Annotated in this window: 15 protein-coding genes; 4 read left to right on the top strand and 11 right to left on the bottom strand. The window is 60.5% G+C overall.

Annotation, left to right across the window (positions count from 1 at the left end):
• Nucleotides 1–12: 12 nt before the first annotated feature.
• Nucleotides 13–1,512, bottom strand: a complete 1,500-nt coding sequence (locus FHP24_RS23620; protein ID WP_139678706.1) for an aldehyde dehydrogenase — start codon at nt 1,510–1,512, stop codon at nt 13–15.
• Nucleotides 1,513–1,524: 12 nt separating this feature from the next.
• Nucleotides 1,525–2,670: an iron-containing alcohol dehydrogenase gene (locus FHP24_RS23625; RefSeq protein ID WP_139678707.1), complete on the bottom strand. Its 1,146-nt coding sequence runs from the start codon at nt 2,668–2,670 to the stop codon at nt 1,525–1,527.
• 109 nt (nt 2,671–2,779) lie between these two features.
• Between FHP24_RS23625 and FHP24_RS23630 the strand changes: the two genes are divergently transcribed.
• A complete protein-coding gene (locus FHP24_RS23630) occupies nt 2,780–3,676 on the top strand; it encodes a LysR substrate-binding domain-containing protein (protein WP_139678708.1) in 897 nt (298 codons plus the stop codon).
• Nucleotides 3,677–3,757: 81 nt separating this feature from the next.
• Here the strand turns inward: FHP24_RS23630 and FHP24_RS23635 are convergent, their stop codons facing one another.
• The 6 genes from FHP24_RS23635 to FHP24_RS23660 form a co-directional block, all read right to left on the bottom strand.
• Nucleotides 3,758–4,165 carry a F0F1 ATP synthase subunit epsilon gene (locus FHP24_RS23635; RefSeq protein WP_139678709.1) on the bottom strand — a complete coding sequence of 136 codons (408 nt, stop codon included), beginning with the start codon at nt 4,163–4,165 and terminating at the stop codon, nt 3,758–3,760.
• Between the two features lie 110 nt (nt 4,166–4,275).
• Nucleotides 4,276–5,706 (bottom strand): F0F1 ATP synthase subunit beta, encoded by a 1,431-nt coding sequence (gene atpD, locus FHP24_RS23640; RefSeq protein WP_139678710.1) that lies wholly within the window; start codon nt 5,704–5,706, stop codon nt 4,276–4,278.
• 23 nt (nt 5,707–5,729) lie between these two features.
• A complete protein-coding gene (locus FHP24_RS23645) occupies nt 5,730–6,608 on the bottom strand; it encodes a F0F1 ATP synthase subunit gamma (RefSeq protein ID WP_139678711.1) in 879 nt (292 codons plus the stop codon).
• A 31-nt stretch (nt 6,609–6,639) separates the two neighbouring features.
• On the bottom strand, nt 6,640–8,169 hold the full coding sequence (gene atpA / locus FHP24_RS23650) for a F0F1 ATP synthase subunit alpha (protein WP_139678712.1): 1,530 nt from the start codon (nt 8,167–8,169) through the stop codon (nt 6,640–6,642).
• Nucleotides 8,169–8,729 carry a F0F1 ATP synthase subunit delta gene (locus tag FHP24_RS23655; RefSeq protein ID WP_139678713.1) on the bottom strand — a complete coding sequence of 187 codons (561 nt, stop codon included), beginning with the start codon at nt 8,727–8,729 and terminating at the stop codon, nt 8,169–8,171. The genes atpA and FHP24_RS23655 overlap by 1 nt, the downstream gene beginning before the upstream one ends.
• 267 nt (nt 8,730–8,996) lie before the next feature.
• The gene (locus FHP24_RS23660) at nt 8,997–9,380 is read right to left on the bottom strand and encodes an AGROH133_08824 family phage infection protein (protein WP_139678714.1); all 384 of its coding nucleotides are present in this window, start codon (nt 9,378–9,380) and stop codon (nt 8,997–8,999) included.
• 165 nt (nt 9,381–9,545) lie between these two features.
• Between FHP24_RS23660 and FHP24_RS23665 the strand changes: the two genes are divergently transcribed.
• A complete protein-coding gene (locus tag FHP24_RS23665) occupies nt 9,546–10,610 on the top strand; it encodes an alginate lyase family protein (RefSeq protein WP_139678715.1) in 1,065 nt (354 codons plus the stop codon).
• Between the two features lie 89 nt (nt 10,611–10,699).
• On the opposite strand, the gene FHP24_RS23670 is transcribed toward FHP24_RS23665, so the two are convergent.
• The 3 genes from FHP24_RS23670 to FHP24_RS23680 are packed head-to-tail and all read right to left on the bottom strand — an operon-like array spanning nt 10,700 to nt 15,098.
• A complete protein-coding gene (locus FHP24_RS23670; protein ID WP_139678716.1) occupies nt 10,700–12,937 on the bottom strand; it encodes a primosomal protein N' in 2,238 nt (745 codons plus the stop codon).
• A gap of 49 nt (nt 12,938–12,986) precedes the next feature.
• Nucleotides 12,987–14,132 (bottom strand): AAA family ATPase, encoded by a 1,146-nt coding sequence (locus tag FHP24_RS23675; protein WP_139678717.1) that lies wholly within the window; start codon nt 14,130–14,132, stop codon nt 12,987–12,989.
• Between the two features lie 36 nt (nt 14,133–14,168).
• Entirely contained in the window at nt 14,169–15,098 is a 930-nt protein-coding gene (locus FHP24_RS23680; protein ID WP_139678718.1) for a GNAT family N-acetyltransferase, read from the bottom strand.
• Nucleotides 15,099–15,237: 139 nt separating this feature from the next.
• On the opposite strand from FHP24_RS23680, the gene FHP24_RS23685 reads away from it, so the two are divergent.
• On the top strand, nt 15,238–16,173 hold the full coding sequence (locus tag FHP24_RS23685; protein ID WP_139678719.1) for a tyrosine recombinase XerC: 936 nt from the start codon (nt 15,238–15,240) through the stop codon (nt 16,171–16,173).
• Nucleotides 16,174–16,280: 107 nt separating this feature from the next.
• Entirely contained in the window at nt 16,281–17,348 is a 1,068-nt protein-coding gene (locus tag FHP24_RS23690) for a TraB/GumN family protein (protein WP_139678720.1), read from the top strand.
• The last annotated feature ends 7 nt before the right edge of the window (nt 17,349–17,355 follow it).

Below are 17,355 nucleotides of genomic sequence, written 5' to 3' on the forward strand. Positions count from 1 at the left end.
TAGCTCAATCACTCACCCGAACTGCTGCCAGATCGTCTCGTAGTCGCAATATTTGTCGATCGCGTGGACCGAGCGGTCCCGCCCGAAACCGGATTGCTTGAAGCCGCCGAAAGGGGTGGAAAAATTCGACATGTCATAGGTGTTGATCCACACCGTACCGGCATGCAGCGCTTCCGAAAAGCGATGCGCCCGGTCCATGTCCCTCGTGAACACGGCACCCGCCAGACCATAGATCGTATCGTTGGCGATCCTTAGCGCCTCCTCTTCGGTGTCGAAGGGAATGGCGGCGAGAACCGGCCCAAAAATTTCCTGTCGTGCAAGGCTCATGTCGTTGGTCATGTCGACGAAGACGCCAGGCGAAATATAATAGCCGCCTGTCTCGGGCAGAACCTGCTCCGCGCCAAACGCCCGACGCGCGCCCTCCTTCTCGCCGGCGGCGATCATGCCGAGCACCTTTGCCATATGCGCCTCCTCGATCAGCGCACCGATCTGTGCGGAGGGTTCGAAAGGATGCGCGAGCGCGATATCGCTTTTCGTCACCGCCTCGATCTTTTCGATCAGCTTGTCCTGCACCGAGCGCTGCACCAGAAGCCGGGTCGAGGCATGGCATGTCTCGCCGGAATTGTAGAAACAGCCCCAGGCCACGGCAGATGCAGCAGCATCCAGATCGGCATCCTCGAACACCACGAGCGGCGACTTGCCGCCGAGTTCCAAAGCCACCCGCTTGACGTTCGATTGCGCCGCATAGCCCATGATCAGCTTGCCGACCTCGGTCGAGCCGGTAAACGCGATCATGTCGACATCCATATGCAGCGCCAGAGGTTTGCCCGCCTCCTCACCATAACCGGTGACGACATTGAAGACCCCCGCCGGCAACCCCGCCTCGACCGCCAGTGCCGCAAGCCGGATGGCCGACAGCGACGATTGTTCCGCCGGCTTCAGCACCACGGAATTACCGGCCGCGATCGCCGGCCCTAGCTTCCAGGCATCGATGATCATCGGATAGTTCCACGGCGTGATCGCCCCGATGACGCCGAGCGGCACCTTGCGGACCAGAGCACGGGCATTCGGCCCGGTCGGCGCGATCTCGTCATACAGCTTGTCGATCATCTCGCCGTAGAACTGGATGCCATCAGCGCAGAGCCTGACATCGACATTGAGCGACGCCAGAACCGGCTTGCCGACATCGAGCGTTTCCAGCATCGCCAGTTCTTCGCCGTGGGCGCTGATCAGTTCCGCCCATTTCAGCATGATCTTCTTTTTCTCAAGCGGCTCCTTTTTCCGCCAGACACCGGTCTCGAATGCCACCCGCGCCGAAGCGACCGCGGCATCGATATCCACCACCCCACCACGGGCCAACGCCGCGCCCGGCTTGCCATCCATCGGCCGGTTACGGGTAAAGGTTTCTCCGGAAACCGCGGCGCGATAGTCGCCGTCGATGAAATGACGCCCTTCGAGCTTGAGGGAGGAAAGCGCGCGTTCCCAATAGTCGCGGGTATAGGTCTCGGTCATCGGGAGGTCTCCTCAAAGCGTCTTCGGCAAGGACATGATCCGGGCTGCGAAAGCATCGATATCCGCATCGGTTACCTCGCAGATCGTCGAACGGCGCATCGGCTGGTTTTCCGGCGCCCGCATCTCCGCGGCCAGATCTTCCGCGGAGAACCCATCGAATGCCTTGGGCAAAACCCGTTCTACACCGCAGCGATCCATCAGATCTGAAACGAAGCCAGGCACCGCATCTGCATTTTTCAGACCGATCGCGCGGGCGGCTTCGTTGAGATCGGGCGTATCCATGTCGGCGAGCCAGGAAAGCGTCGCTTCGAAACCCAATGCCGTCGCAAGCCCGTGATGGATGGGCGCAAGCCCCGCCAGCGCATGACTGATGTTGTGCGCGATGGCCGTGCCGCAATTGTCGATGGCGATCCCGGCATAACAGGAGCCGAGCAGCACTTTGCCGCGCGCTTCCAGATTGCCCGGCGCCTTGACGGCCGCCTCCAGCGAGCCTGCGACCAGCCGCATTGCCTCATGCGCGTAGAGCTTGGCTCCCGCATGGGTGTTGCGGTTGGTCGCGGCCTCGAAGGCGTGAATGAATGCGTCCATGCCGCACCATGCCGTCAGGTTCGGCGGCAGCGAAATCGTCAGTGCGGGATCGAGCAGGACCAGATCGGCCTTGGTTTCAGGCCCCCAGATCCAGAGCTTCTTGCCCTCAGGCCCGGCAAAGATATTGGTCGCGGATGTCTCCGAGCCCGTCCCGGCCGTGGTCGGCACCATGATCTTTTTCAGCGGGTTCTTCGGCAGTGGATTGGCCGCCAGCGCATAAAACATCGGGTCCTCGCCGGACGCAGCACAGCAGGCGGCGACCTTGGCGATATCCAGCGCCGATCCGCCGCCAATGCCGACCACCACATCCGCACCCTTGGCAAGCGCGCTTGCCGCCTGCAGATGCGCGAGCTTCGGTTCGCCGGAAAACTCGCTGTAAAGGCGTGGCTCTATACCAGCCTCCGCCAGCTCTCCCGCAAGGCGTTTCGCCAGCCCTCCAGACGCCAGAAAACCGTCCATGACGATCAGCACTGCACGAGCGCCGTCGAAACCTCTGATCGCGCCGGCCAGATCACCAAACAGGCCCGAGCCGAAACGGATATCCGGGATGAAGGACGTGGAAAACTGCATGGCGGCTCACAGGAAAGAAACAATCGCCCACAGTCTGCATCACAATTTCAGCTCTTCAAATCCATTGAAATATCGGCTTATTTGATGATCTGAGATCATGGAGGAGATCATGCTGGATCGCATACCACTGGAGGCTTTCCGGGTTTACGACGCGGCCTGCCGGTTCATGAATTTTTCCCGGGCCGGGCGGGAACTGCACATCACCCAGGCCGCGGTCAGCCGTCGCATTCAACGGCTGGAGGAACAGCTCGGGACAAAACTCTTTACCCGCCGTGGCCGTAACCTTGCGCTGACCCCGCAGGGCGAGCGGTTGGCGCAGCGGGTTCGCGCCACGCTCGAATATTTGGAAGAGAGCCTCGAGCCATTTCGTGGCGGCGGCTCCGAAACCATCTCGATCGCCGCCAGCGGGTCGGTCTCGCATCTCTGGCTCGCCAAACGCCTCAAGGATTTCGATAACGGCAATCCCTCCGTTTCCGTCAGACTGCTGACGACGGATGCACCGTCCGAACTCGCCTCCGAAGCCAATGATCTCGTCATCCTTTATTCCACCGGCGAACATCTACGCTGGAACCTCACCCCCCTGATGAAGGAGGTGCTGCTGCCGGTTGCCTCGCCGGATTTCATCGACAAGCACAGGCTCGATCCCGTCGCGATCAGCCCCGACGAGATCGCCCGTCTCGACCTGATCGATTATGAGCGCTTCAACGCCCACTGGATTTCGTTTCGCCAATGGTTCGCGCGGTTGCCCACTCCGCCCAAGGCCCGCATCACGCCCCGGCTATCTTTCTCCACGTATGCGCTGGCGGTCGATGCAGCCCTGCGTGGCGACGGCGTCACGCTCGGCAGTATCGGTCTCATCGCCGATCAACTGGCCTCGGGCGCGCTCATGGAGTTGGGATCGCAGCGTCTCGAAACCGGTTACGGCTACCATCTCGGTATGCCGCGTTATCGCTCGCTGACACCGGGCGCGGCGCGGTTGCACCAGCATCTGCTCTCTGGGCTTTGAAGCACGGAGGAAGAAACAGCAGCTCAAAACGCAAAAAAGCGGCCCGCAAGGACCGCCTTTTAAATGCCTTGTCACAAAAACTTATGCTGCGACGACGATGCCGTTCAGCTGCGTCAGGTCCGTCAGGAACTGTTCGAGCCTGGTCTTGTGCTCGTCGCCGGTCGCCTTGCCGATTTCGGCCTGCGTCGTTTCGATACGACGCTGAAGCGTGTCGACAGTCAGCTCGGCAGCCGGAATGGCGGCATCCGCCAGAAGCGTGCAGCTCTCCGGCAGGATATCGGCGAAACCGCCGAACACCACGTATTTGGTAACCTGTCCGGAAGCGAGCTTGACCGAAACGATACCCGGCTTGATCGTCGTCATCGTCGGCGCATGCTGGGCAAGCACCGTCATTTCGCCAAGCGTCGCCGGGATCACCACTTCGGATACTTTTTCCGAAACGAGCAGACGCTCGGGGGAAACCAGTTCAAAATTGAAAGCGTCGGCCATGAAGGTCCACTTCCCCATAATTCGCAGGCAATTTGCATGTCCTGCGCGAAATCGCGTGTCTTATGCTGGAATGACGCGCCGAAAAACCAGCGCGCCATTTCATTCTTGAATTAAGCGGCTTCAGCCAGCTTCTTGGCTTTTTCCATCGCTTCTTCGATGGAGCCGACCATGTAGAAGGCTGCTTCCGGCAGATGGTCGTAGTCGCCGTTGACGAGACCTTTGAAGCCCTTGATCGTGTCTTCGAGAGCAACCAGCTTGCCCGGCGAACCGGTGAAGACTTCGGCAACGAAGAACGGCTGCGACAGGAAGCGCTCGATCTTGCGGGCGCGGGCAACGGTCATCTTGTCCTCTTCGGACAGTTCGTCCATGCCAAGGATGGCGATGATGTCCTGCAGCGACTTGTAGCGCTGCAGCGTCGTCTGAACCTTACGGGCGATTTCGTAATGTTCTTCACCAACGACCAGCGGGTCGAGCATGCGCGACGTCGAGTCGAGCGGATCGACGGCCGGGTAGATACCCTTTTCAGCGATCGAGCGCGACAGAACCGTCGTTGCGTCCAGATGGGCGAACGAGGTTGCCGGTGCCGGGTCGGTCAAGTCGTCGGCGGGAACGTAGATGGCCTGAACCGAGGTGATCGATCCGGTCGTCGTGGTGGTGATGCGTTCCTGCATCTGGCCCATGTCGGTGGCAAGCGTCGGCTGATAACCAACGGCCGAAGGAATACGGCCGAGAAGAGCCGACACTTCCGAACCGGCCTGGGTGAAGCGGAAGATGTTGTCGACGAAGAACAGAACGTCCTGGCCCTTGTCGCGGAAGTCTTCAGCGATCGTCAGACCGGTGAGAGCGACGCGAGCGCGGGCGCCCGGCGGTTCGTTCATCTGACCGTAAACGAGCGCAGCCTTGGAGCCTTCGCCGCCGCCATGCTTGTTGACGTTCGATTCGATCATTTCGTGGTAAAGGTCGTTGCCTTCGCGGGTACGCTCACCCACGCCGGCGAATACGGAGTAACCGCCGTGTGCCTTTGCGACGTTGTTGATCAGTTCCATGATCAGAACCGTCTTGCCAACGCCGGCGCCGCCGAACAGGCCGATCTTGCCGCCCTTTGCGTAAGGCGCGAGCAGATCGACGACCTTGATGCCGGTGACCAGGATCTGGCCTTCGGTCGACTGCTCGACATAGGACGGAGCGTCCTGGTGGATCGAGCGAAGGTGGGTGCGGTCCAGCGGACCGGCTTCATCGACCGGCTCGCCGATGACGTTCATGATGCGGCCGAGCGTCTGCTCGCCGACAGGAACGGAGATCGGAGCGCCCGTGTCGGTGACCTTCTGGCCGCGAACGAGACCTTCGGTCGAATCCATCGCGATCGTGCGGACCTGGTTTTCACCAAGGTGCTGCGCGACTTCGAGAACCAGACGGTTGCCGTTGTTCTCGGTCTCGAGTGCGTTGAGGATCGCCGGCAGTTCGCCGTCAAACGCCACGTCGACGACAGCGCCGATAACCTGGGTCACTTTGCCGAGGGACGAGCCCGTTGCGGTAGCCATGATTCTTACCCTCTTCTTTTCGGTCAGAGCGCTTCCGCGCCCGAAATGATTTCGATGAGTTCCTTGGTGATCTGTGCCTGCCGCTGACGGTTGTAGGAAAGCGTCAGCTTGTTGATCATGTCACCAGCGTTGCGCGTTGCATTGTCCATAGCGGACATCTGCGCACCGTAGAAGGAAGCGTTGTTTTCCAGCAGAGCCCGGAAGATCTGCACCGCGATGTTCTTCGGCAGCAGCTCGTCGAGGATTTCCTCTTCGCTCGGCTCGTATTCGTAGAACACCGGTGACGCAGCATCGGGCGCTGCGGCCTCGAATGTCGCCGGAATGATCTGCTTTGCGGTCGCAATCTGTGCGATCACCGACTGGAAGCGCGCGAAGAACAGCGTCGCAACGTCGAACTCGCCGGCATTGAACATGTCCAGCACCTTGCCCGCAACTTCGTCAGCCTGGACAAAACCGAGCTGCTTCACTTCGCGGAAAGTGATGTAATGGACGATATTGTCCTTGAACGAACGACGCAGAACGTCGTTGCCCTTGCGGCCGACCGTCAGGATCTTGACCGTCTTGCCCTGTGCGATGAGCTTCAGGGCATGATCGCGTGCAAGGCGGATGATCGAAGAGTTGAAACCGCCGGCCAGGCCGCGCTCGCCGGTGGCGACGATCAGGAGATGAACCTGATCCTTGCCGGTACCGGAAAGCAACAGTGGCGCGCCAGCATTGCCGGCATTGGCAGCTGCGAGGCCCGCCAATACCTTGTTCATCCGTTCTGCGTAAGGACGGGCAGCTTCGGCCGCTTCCTGCGCACGACGCAGCTTCGCCGCGGCGACCATTTTCATCGCCTTGGTGATCTTCTGTGTCGCCTTGACGGAGGCGATCCGGTTTTTCAGATCCTTAAGTGAAGGCATCCGTTATCGGTCCTTAAGCTAGATCCGTACTTTAAGCGAAAGACTTGGCGTAGGTGTCGAGCGCCGACTTCAGCTTCGCCTTCGTGTCGTCCGAGATCTGCTTCTCGGTACGGATCGTCTCGAGAACCGCCTTGCCTTCCGAACGGAGGTAGGACAGCAGACCCTGCTCGAACTTGCCGACGTCGGAAACCGCGACCTTGTCGAGGTAGCCGTTGACGCCCGCGAAGATCACGGCAACCTGTTCTTCCGTCTTCAGCGGCGAGAACTGCGGCTGCTTCAGAAGTTCGGTCAGGCGTGCACCGCGGTTAAGCAGGCGCTGCGTCGAGGCGTCGAGGTCGGAACCGAACTGCGCGAACGCGGCCATTTCACGATACTGGGCAAGCTCGCCCTTGATCGAACCGGCAACCTGCTTCATCGCCTTGACCTGAGCGGCCGAGCCAACGCGGGAAACCGACAGACCGACGTTAACGGCCGGACGGATGCCCTGGTAGAACAGGTCGGTTTCGAGGAAGATCTGGCCGTCGGTGATCGAGATCACGTTGGTCGGGATGAACGCCGAAACGTCGTTACCCTGGGTTTCGATGACCGGCAGAGCCGTCAGCGAACCGGCGCCACGCTCGTCGGAGAGCTTTGCAGCGCGCTCGAGCAGACGCGAGTGGAGATAGAAAACGTCGCCCGGATAAGCTTCGCGGCCCGGCGGGCGGCGCAGCAGAAGCGACATCTGGCGATAAGCGACGGCCTGCTTGGAAAGGTCGTCGTAAGCGATGAGAGCGTGCTGACCGTTGTCACGGAAATACTCACCCATGGCAGCGCCGGCAAACGGTGCCAGATACTGCATCGGAGCAGCGTCGGAAGCGGTTGCGGCAACGATGATCGAATACGGCAATGCGCCGCGTTCTTCGAGAACCTTGACGAACTGGGCAACGGTCGAGCGCTTCTGGCCGATAGCGACGTAGACGCAGAACAACTTGTCGTTGTCCGGACCATTTTCGTGGATCGACTTCTGGTTCAGGAACGCGTCGAGAATGATGGCGGTCTTGCCGGTCTGACGGTCACCAATGACCAGCTCGCGCTGGCCGCGGCCGACCGGGATGAGCGCATCGATAGCCTTGAGGCCGGTCGACATCGGCTCGTGAACCGACTTGCGCGGAATGATGCCTGGAGCCTTGACATCGACGCGCGAACGGCGGGTCGCATTGATCGGGCCCTTGCCATCGATCGGATTGCCGAGCGCGTCAACGACGCGGCCGAGCAGTTCCGGACCAACCGGTACGTCAACGATGGCGCCGGTCCGCTTGACGGTGTCGCCTTCCTTGATGGCACGGTCGGAACCGAAGATAACCACGCCGACATTGTCGGACTCAAGGTTCAGCGCCATACCGCGGACACCGCCCGGGAACTCGACCATTTCGCCGGCCTGAACGTTGTCGAGGCCATAGACGCGAGCGATACCGTCACCGACGGACAGAACCTGGCCGACTTCGGAAACTTCGGCTTCCTGGCCGAAGTTCTTGATCTGGTCCTTGAGAATTGCGGTAATTTCCGCTGCACGGATATCCATCAGCCGACCTCTTTCAATGCAAGCTTAAGAGTGGAAAGTTTGGTGCGAAGGGACGTATCGATCTGACGCGACCCGACCTTGACGATCAGACCACCGAGGATCGACGGGTCGATCGTGACGGCGATGGTCACGTCCTTGCCGGTCACGCCCTTCAGCGCCGACTTAAGTTCTTTTTCCTGCGTTGCGGTCAACGCATGTGCCGAAGTAACTTCAGCGGAAATTTCACCACGATGCTCGGCAGCGATCTCGCGATAGGCGCGGATCATGCCCGGCAGCGCAAACAGGCGCCGATTGCCAGCAACGACTTTGAAGAAATTCAGGACAATACCGGAAATGCCTGCCTTTTCGGCGACGGCAGCGACCGCCTTCTGCTGATCAGCAGCAAAAAACACCGGACTCATCACGAGACGCCTCAGATCTTCGCTCTCATCCAGAAGCGCCTGAAAGCGGTCCAGATCAGCGCCGACGGAATCGATGGAACCGGCTTCCAAAGCCAGATCAAACAGCGAGGAAGCATAGCGCTCCGCAACACCTGAAATAAGCGGGGACGTATCAGCCACAGGCTCAGTTTCCCTGAATTACATCCCAAGCACCCGGCTCGAAATGGTTAATCGAGCAAGATCTTGAAATTTATTGAATTTCCCCCCGGACACACAGGACTTGCATCCCGCCTTTCCGACGTTTGCGGTTCGTCTAGCATAGGATGTAGGGACTCGCAACACGCCTCGGCGCCGAAAAAGCCTATCCCCCAAAGGGATGCAGAGATTATTTGCGGCTTTCACCAGCAATTCCGGGCCATCGGCGTCAAGCCGCGGCGTTATGTGTCATCAGATGTAGCCGAACACGTAGGCGAGCGGCGCCGCGGATAATACACCCTCAAGTAGAAAAAAGGCAATATTCTGCGGCGTTACGCCGCGATCAACGACAAACGAAACCAGCCGACCCGCCGCCCCCAACGCAAGCACCACACCGGTGGCCATATAGAACCAATCCTGTGCGAGCAGCACCGGCAAAACGCCGAGGCCCATGTAACGCGCGCCTGCAGCCCGCACGGAGCCGTATCCTTCCGGCCTTATCTCGCCAATCTGGAAAGCGGAAAGACGCAGGCAGGTGCCGGGAAGCAGAAATATCAACAGGCCGATCAGCGCTGTTACGGCACAGCCGATAAAAGCGACCTGTTCGCCGGTTTCGCTCGGGAAGTAGAATTCCATCCGGTCCTCGCATGCTGTCTTGATTCGCCGGATTGTAGCGAAAGCTGCCATCCGGCCGCAACGCCGAGATCATGATGAGATGCCCCCGAATTGTTTTTTGGTCGAAAAGCTGCCCCAATCAGGCGCTGTTGTGCGTTAAACGTCGCAAGGCTAGGAGGTACCGGCATGACCGGAAGTGTTCGCCGGTATCTTCCTCTCGTCCTCGTCGTCCTGGCGATCATTTCCGTCGGGAAAACAACGGTAATCGCAGCCGAGCCGTTGCATTCCCCGTTTGACCAAGTGCCGGAACAGCCTTCCTCGACGGGATACGAGCAGGCCTGTCCTTTGGCCCCGCATTTACCCGCAGATTTGTCGACAACCAGCTATTATGACGATGCCGCGCATTCCCATATCGATCCTGCACGCCAGCGCGCCTATAAGCAGGCGACCGATATTCTGCAGACCGCTGCCCGCAAGGTGGAAGCGATGGCGGACCGATACCGGACGACCGGCAGCGAAGCGGCCGCTGCCTGTGCTGCCTCCTGGCTGGAGGCCTTCGCCCAAGCCGGAGCGCTGGGCGGCAAGATGGCGGGCAACCAGTCGGCCTATGTGCAAGGCTGGATGCTGGGTGGCTTCTCGATGGCATGGCTGAAGATCCGGACAGTAGAAACGCTGCCGGCTTCGGCGCGCAAGTCGGTTCCCGTCTGGCTTTCCGATCTGGCATTGAAGAACCAGAGCTATTACGCCGACCGGGAAACCAAGATGGATGGCCGCAACAACCACCGCTACTGGTCGGGATTTGCCGTCATGGCAGCGGGCATAGCGGCCGACCGCCGCGATCTTTTTGACTGGGGCATCAAAAGCTTCCGCATCGGCATCAACCAGATCCAGCCGGACGGCACGCTGCCACTGGAACTGGCCCGCCGCAGCCGCGCGCTGCACTATCATCTTTTTGCCGCAGCACCGCTGGTGACGATGGCCGAACTGGCCGCCGCAAATGGTCTGGATCTCTATGCGGAAAGAGATGAGGCTCTGCCTCGACTGGTCAAAAAGGCCATATCAGGCATCGAAAAGCCTGAGGATTTTGCCGTCAAAGCCGGCATTCCCCAAGAGCGAATTCCTTTGCAGGCAGGGACGATCGGCTGGGCCGCTCCCTTCGAGCACCGTTTTCCCGATCCGGCCCTACAAGCCTTGCTCGGTCAGCTTAAATCCCGCAGCATCACCTATCTTGGCGGCTTGCCGCCGGGCTGAAGCAATTCCAGCAAAGTGAGCACCGGTCTTCGTCCGAAATTGCGGTGAAACAAAGAGATAGAACTGTTTCGCGTTTCAAAGAAATGCGCTCACAGGAAGCTTTGCGGATCGATATCCAGCTGGATCTGCACCGTGCCGCGCACCTTCGGCCCCTGCCCGATCATGGTTTTCAGAAACGCCTGCATATCGGAATTGCGCCGTCCATGGACGAGCAGCCGGAAGCGATAACGACCGCGGACAAGGGCGATCGGCGCTTCCGCCGGCCCAAGCACCGATATGCCGGAAACCTGCGGCGCGGCGGCGCGCAATCCGCGCGCATGGGTTTCCGCATCCACCCTCGTATCCGCGGAAACGATCAGTGACGCCAGCCGGCCAAACGGCGGCAGCAATGCCTTCTCCCGCTCGGAAATCTCCCGCTCGTAGAAAGCTGTGGAATCGCCCGACACGATCGCCTGCATCACCGGATGCATCGGCTGGAAGGTCTGGATCAGGCCATGGCTCTTCAGGCCGGTTCGACCGGCACGCCCCGTCACCTGGCTCAGCAGCTGAAAAGTCCGCTCCGCCGCACGTGGATCGCCGTTGGCTAAGCCCAGGTCCGCATCGACGATGCCGACCAGCGTCATCAGCGGAAAGTTGTGCCCCTTGGCAACGAGCTGTGTGCCGATGACGATATCGACGTCGCCCTTGGCGATCGCTTCAAGCTCCAGCCGCATCCGCTTGACGCCACCGAGAATGTCCGAGGACATCACGATCGTGCGGGCATCGGGAAAATGCTTTTCGACCTCCTCGGCGATCCGCTCGACGCCTGGCCCGCAGGCAACGAGGTGATCAAGGGTGCCGCATTCCGGGCATGCCTCCGGCGTGCGCTCGGAATAACCGCATTGATGGCACTGGATCTGGCTTCGGAACCGGTGCTCGACCAGCCAGCTCGAACATTGCGGGCACTGGAACCGGTGGCCGCAGACCCGGCAGAGCGTCAGTGGAGCATAACCACGCCGGTTGAGGAAGAGCAGCGACTGCTCCTTCTTTTCCAGCGTCCGCTTCATCGCCCTGACCAGCAGCGGCGAAAGAAATCCCCCGCGCTCCGGCGGATGCCGCCGCATGTCGATGAGATGCAGGTCCGGCAACGCCGCATCGCCGAAACGGGTCGGCAGCTGCACGAGATTGTATCGGCCCGACAATCCGTTGACCTGGCTCTCCACGGAAGGCGTCGCCGAGACCAGCACGACGGGGAAATTACCGATCCGCGCCCGCACGACGGCCATGTCGCGGGCGTTGTAGAAAACACGTTCCTCCTGCTTGTAGGCAGGGTCGTGCTCTTCGTCGACGATGATCAGGCCCAGTTCCTCGAAAGGCAGGAACAGCGCCGATCGGGCGCCGGCCACCACCCTCACCTCGCCGGTCACGACACCGCGCCAGACTTTTTCACGCATACGCGGCGACAGATCGGAATGCCATTCGGCCGGCTTGGCGCCGAAACGCTGTTCGAAGCGCTCTAGGAAGGCCGGCGTCAGCGCGATTTCCGGCAACAGAATCATTACCTGCTTGCCACGGCGAAGAGTTTCGGCGATCGCCTCGAAATAGACTTCCGTCTTGCCCGAACCGGTAACCCCATCGATCAGCGAGGCGGCAAAACCGCCCTCGCGAATGGAGGCGACGATCTCCTGCGCTGCTTCCTTCTGCGGTCCTTCGATGCGCGGCGCAATGTAATCCGGCTCCGGCGGTGCCACAACGGGTGGCGGAGCCAGGAAGATCGTGTCGAACATCCCCTGCTTGATCAGCCCGTCGATGACGCTAAGCGACACACCGGCGGCATGCGCAAGCCCGCTGCGCGTCCATGGCACGTCCTGCTCTCTTGCCAGATCGAGCACACGGGTTCTCGCAGGCGTCAGCCGATCCGGCTCGCCGCCGAGATAACGCAGCCCCTCCACCATCGGCTCGGGATCGAGCGCAGCCGGCGCCCGGATCGCCATGCGCGCGACAAGACCGGGCGGCGACAGCGTATAAGCCGAGACCCAGTCGACGAAATCGCGCATATCCTTGGAAAGCGGCGGGCAGTCGAAGGTGAGCGTGATCGGGCGAAGCTTCTTCGGATCAAGCCGTTCGTCGTTTTCGCCGTCCCAGACGACGCCGATCACCTGGCGCGGCCCGACCGGTACCTGCACGACGGAACCGGGCTCCACATGCATGCCGTCCGGCACGGCATAGCTATAGGCAACCGGCACCGGCAGCGGCACCAGCACCGGCACCACCCGGACAGCCGCAGGCGTCGCGGCGAGAGCATCGCCGAACAGCGAACCCATCATGTCGGAAGAATCTTTGCCCATGCGCGGCGACCATGCCGAAAGAGAGAACAAAAGTGAACTATTTTATAGCTCACTCCTCGTCGTTATCCTCGTCCTCCATCACGCCGGTTGCCCGCATGCCTTCGAGCCAAGTGGCGCCATCCTTGCGGATCACCCGCTTCGGTCTCACGCCGCATCGCTCCTGAACGGCAGCAGCCAGTTGCTCGGAATGGGTGACGATCCAGATCTGGCTCGTCTGCGCCGCCTCGGCGATCATGTCGGCCAACGGTTCGAGCATGTCCGGATGCAGGCTCGCCTCCGGCTCGTTGAGCGCGATCAGCGGAGGGTGGCGATAGGACATCAGCGCCGCCGCCAACCCGAGAAAGCGGATCTGTCCATCCGACAGTTCCCGCGGCTTGAAGACCCGCAACGGCAGATGCGGAAAGACAAGTCCGAATTCGGCGTATTCGCCCGGATCCGGCACATCGAGCCTCGCACCATCGAAAGCCGTCGCGATCGCCCGGTTCAATTCGATCGTATCGCCCCGGATATGTGCAAGCGTCGCGAAAACTGCCGCGAGATTTGCCCCGTTCTCGTCGAGCAGGGGCGACGTCACCGCCAGGCAAGGCTGCCGCATCGGCGAATCGCGGTCTGTGCGGAAACCGTGGAAGAAGCGCCAGCTTTCCACCATCCGCCGGAAGGCTCCAATCTCCGGATAATGCCCGGCATCGCCAAGAAGCGCAATCGCCGTCTCCGAGGTCATCGCCCGCTCCGGATATTCCACCATTCGTCCCTGCGCGCCGCGCACCATGATGCCTGGGCCGGCCCGTTTCATCATCGTCACCGGTCGCCGTCCGGTTTCGATCGACAGCTCTTCTTCCTTGATCTGCGGTTCGAAGGCAAAACCCGCCGCATCGATCGGTGGCCGGAGGCCTGCCTCTACCCGATATCGAAACGTGATGGCACGCTCCTCGTCCAGCACCTCGACATCGAGCTTGATGCGAAAATTCTTCTCGTTGCGCCGATGGCCGGACCAGAGCGCCGAGGCCATGCCGCCTTCAGCCGCAATCTCGGCCGCCAGCGTGCCGCGCACTGCCGCCTGGATCAGTTGCAGCGCCCGATAGAGATTGGATTTGCCGACGCCATTTTCGCCGATGAAGACATTGACGCCGGCAAGGTCCATGTGGATGGCCTTGAGCGAGCGATAGTTCCTGGCAGTCATGGAACGGAGAAGCATGCCGACCTCGATCCGACTTGGTAGCTAACGACCAGTTCAGGCGGCGGAAACAACCACCGGCTTGGAAAGCCCCGAAAACAGTGCATCGCCATCCGCGGCCAGATCAAAAACCGTATGGCTCTCCAGCGCTTTCGTCACCTCAGCCGGATCGCCCTCCAGCTGATCAGGCTGGATCATATGGCCGACGGTGAAATCGAAGCGATTACCCTTCTTGTTGAGCAGTTCGTAGAACACCGTCATGTCGCGCAGTTCCGTAGACCATTTGGCCAGCCAGTAGAACAGGCCGGAATTGCGCGCCGTGATATGGATCGGCAGGATGGGCAGATTGTATTTGCGCGCAAGGCTGACTGCTGATGTCTTCCACGGCCGCTCGTTGAGCTTGCCATCCGCCCAGTAGGCGATACGGCCGGACGGAAACAGCACCATCACCTTACCCTCTTCCACCGCCTTGTTGGTCAGAACCAGCGTCTCGCGAGTCTTGAGCTTGCTTTTGTACTCGTCACGCCATTCGACAGGAATGATCATTTCGGCAAAGCGGGGATTGACGCGCACCGCATCACGATTGGCAAACACCATCAGGTCCGGCCGCTTCGCCTTCAACAAATCGAAGACCGCAACACCATCTGCAATGCCGGTCGGATGGTTGCTGACGAGAATGAAACCACCCTTTTCAGGGATGCGCTCGACATTCTTTGCCTCGATCTCAAGCTTCAGCAGGTCGCTCATATACTCGAAGCACTGGAAGCCGCTCTTCGGAGCGATGTCGTCGGCGAATTCTATCGCCCTGCCATATCGCAGCAATGTGTAGAGAAACGGCCGCATGACAGGCCAGAACGGACTGCTGACTATGCGCTGGCCGCGCTCACCGATCAGCGTGTCGACGATGTGGCCCGGCCGGCCGCGTGAGTTGAGTGTGATGGTCTCCGCGAATTGACTGAAGGTCGTCGAACTGTCACGGCGGGCCATACAAACTCCTTGCGCGGGAAAGCCTCTCCTGACAGACCCGTATGATAAAAATTTGGCAGACAGGCAGGACTTAGTATTTCCGTAACGCTGTCGGGAGCAATCTGGTGCTCCTTTCCACCAAAATCAACGGTCGAGACGCTTGAACGAACTGCTGATCATCGCCGCGCCCGATCTTGCCGCCAAGCGCCACCAATGGCTGGAGAGCCTAAAAGACGAGCGTCGCCTGTCACCCAACACGCTCGATGCCTATGAGCGCGACACGCGGCAATTCCTCACCTTTCTGACCGGCCATCTCGCCGGCCCGCCGAAGATAGCCGACATTCACACGCTGCGCCCGGCAGATCTGCGCTCCTTTCTCGCCGCCCGCCGCCGTGATGGTTCAGGCCCGCGTTCGCTCGGCCGCCACCTTGCAGGGTTGCGATCTTTCCTGCGTTACATGGAGCGCCAAGGTCTGATAAATGCTGCCGCTGCCGGCGCGGTCCGGGCGCCGAAACAGCCAAAATCGCTTCCCAAGCCGCTGAGCGACCGGCAGGCGACCAAGCTGACGATCGCCGAAACGCAGCTTCAGGATGAGCCCTGGATTGCCGCCCGCGACGCTGCCGTTCTGGCGCTTCTTTACGGCTGCGGCTTGCGCATTTCCGAGGCGCTCGACCTTCTTCCAGGCGAGATCGAGCCCGGCACCACCACACTCCGCATCAAGGGTAAGGGCGGGAAGACCCGTATCGTGCCGCTCCTGCCCGTCGTTGCCGAAACCGTTACCCGTTACCGCGATATCTGCCCATTCCATCTGACGGATGAAAAGCCCCTTTTTCGTGGTGCCCGCGGCGGCCCGCTCCAGCCCGCCATCATCCAGCGACAGATGCAGAAACTGAGAAGCGCCTTCGGCCTGCCGGACACCGCCACGCCGCATGCGCTGCGCCACTCTTTCGCCACCCATCTTCTTGCCGGCGGCGGTGACCTGCGCACCATCCAGGAGTTGCTCGGTCATGCCAGCCTGTCGACCACGCAGGTCTATACGGGCGTCGACACCTCGCGCCTGCTGGAAGTTTATGACCGTGCCCATCCTCGTGCATGAACTTACGTCTGGTAAAAAGCAGCCCGAACAAATCGTTAACCAACTCCGTTAACCACCTGGCGAAACGGCAGTGATACGTTTTGGATCGACAAATGCGGATCCGTGACATGAATTCTTCATTCCTCGACAGCCCTCTTTTCGAGCGCCTGCAGGGTTTTGCCCTATGGCTGATCGCATCTTTGCATGTGGCGTTGCTTGGCTCGCTGATCCTTGCGCTCGGCATGCTGTCATCCGCCAGTGCACAAGAGGTTGCCTGCAATGGCGTCAATCTCGTTGACGAGATGAAGAGCGAAAATCCGGAGGCCTATGCAAAGGCCGTCGCGGAAGCTGCAACCGTGCCGAACACCAAGGGCATTTTCTGGAAGATCGAAAAGCCGGGCCTGCCGACATCCTATCTTCTCGGCACCATGCATGTCACCGATCCGCGCGTCCTCAAGATGCCGGCAGGCGCCAATGAGGCACTCGCCGGCGCCAAAACCATCGTCATCGAATCCGACGAAGTGCTGGATGACCAGAAAGCCATGGCTGGCATTCTCACCCGCCCTGAACTGACCATGCTAACCGATGGGAACACCATCGAAAAACTGTTGAAGCCCGATGACCTGGCGACCTTGGAAGCCGGCCTGAAGAAGCGTGGCGTTCCGCTGGCAGCCGTCTCCCGCATGCAGCCCTGGATGCTGATGTCGCTCGTTTCGCTGCCCGCCTGTGAAATGGCCCGCAAGGGAAACACCGCCTTTCTCGACAAGCGCATCGCGCTTGATGCCGCCGCAGAAGGCAAGGCGGTCAAAGGTCTCGAAACGCTTGCCGAACAGCTTTCCGCCATGGCCTCGATCCCGACCGAAATGCACCTCAAATCACTGGTCGAGACGATCAAGCTCGGGTCGAAAATGGATGACGTCTTTGAGACGATGACACAGCTTTACCTGACCGGCGAGATTGGCTTCACCATGCCCTTCCTCAAGCAGGTTGCACCTGATGGCGGCGACAATGCCGGTTACGCCGAGTTCGAGGAACTGATCGTGACCAAGCGCAACCATCTCATGGCCGAACGCGCCGCACCGATCCTGAACGAGGGCAATGTCTTCATAGCCGTCGGCGCCCTTCATCTGCCCGGCAAGGACGGCCTGGTGGAATTGCTACGCAAGCAGGGTTTCACCGTAACGCCCGCCGGCTGACCAAAAG

Source organism: Aliirhizobium smilacinae (genome assembly GCF_006335145.1).
Classification (GTDB): domain Bacteria; phylum Pseudomonadota; class Alphaproteobacteria; order Rhizobiales; family Rhizobiaceae; genus Neorhizobium; species Neorhizobium smilacinae.

What these genes read in the sequence shown, in the direction of transcription:
- FHP24_RS23680 (WP_139678718.1), bottom strand. Translation starts at nt 15,098, where the DNA reads ATGGCCCGCCGTGACAGTTCGACGACCTTCAGTCAATTCGCGGAGACC.
- FHP24_RS23660 (WP_139678714.1), bottom strand. Translation starts at nt 9,380, where the DNA reads ATGGAATTCTACTTCCCGAGCGAAACCGGCGAACAGGTCGCTTTTATC.
- FHP24_RS23670 (WP_139678716.1), bottom strand. Translation starts at nt 12,937, where the DNA reads ATGGGCAAAGATTCTTCCGACATGATGGGTTCGCTGTTCGGCGATGCT.
- atpA (WP_139678712.1), bottom strand. Translation starts at nt 8,169, where the DNA reads ATGGATATCCGTGCAGCGGAAATTACCGCAATTCTCAAGGACCAGATC.
- FHP24_RS23620 (WP_139678706.1), bottom strand. Translation starts at nt 1,512, where the DNA reads ATGACCGAGACCTATACCCGCGACTATTGGGAACGCGCGCTTTCCTCC.
- FHP24_RS23630 (WP_139678708.1), top strand. Translation starts at nt 2,780, where the DNA reads ATGCTGGATCGCATACCACTGGAGGCTTTCCGGGTTTACGACGCGGCC.
- atpD (WP_139678710.1), bottom strand. Translation starts at nt 5,706, where the DNA reads ATGGCTACCGCAACGGGCTCGTCCCTCGGCAAAGTGACCCAGGTTATC.
- FHP24_RS23635 (WP_139678709.1), bottom strand. Translation starts at nt 4,165, where the DNA reads ATGGCCGACGCTTTCAATTTTGAACTGGTTTCCCCCGAGCGTCTGCTC.
- FHP24_RS23645 (WP_139678711.1), bottom strand. Translation starts at nt 6,608, where the DNA reads ATGCCTTCACTTAAGGATCTGAAAAACCGGATCGCCTCCGTCAAGGCG.
- FHP24_RS23625 (WP_139678707.1), bottom strand. Translation starts at nt 2,670, where the DNA reads ATGCAGTTTTCCACGTCCTTCATCCCGGATATCCGTTTCGGCTCGGGC.
- FHP24_RS23690 (WP_139678720.1), top strand. Translation starts at nt 16,281, where the DNA reads ATGAATTCTTCATTCCTCGACAGCCCTCTTTTCGAGCGCCTGCAGGGT.
- FHP24_RS23665 (WP_139678715.1), top strand. Translation starts at nt 9,546, where the DNA reads ATGACCGGAAGTGTTCGCCGGTATCTTCCTCTCGTCCTCGTCGTCCTG.
- FHP24_RS23675 (WP_139678717.1), bottom strand. Translation starts at nt 14,132, where the DNA reads ATGCTTCTCCGTTCCATGACTGCCAGGAACTATCGCTCGCTCAAGGCC.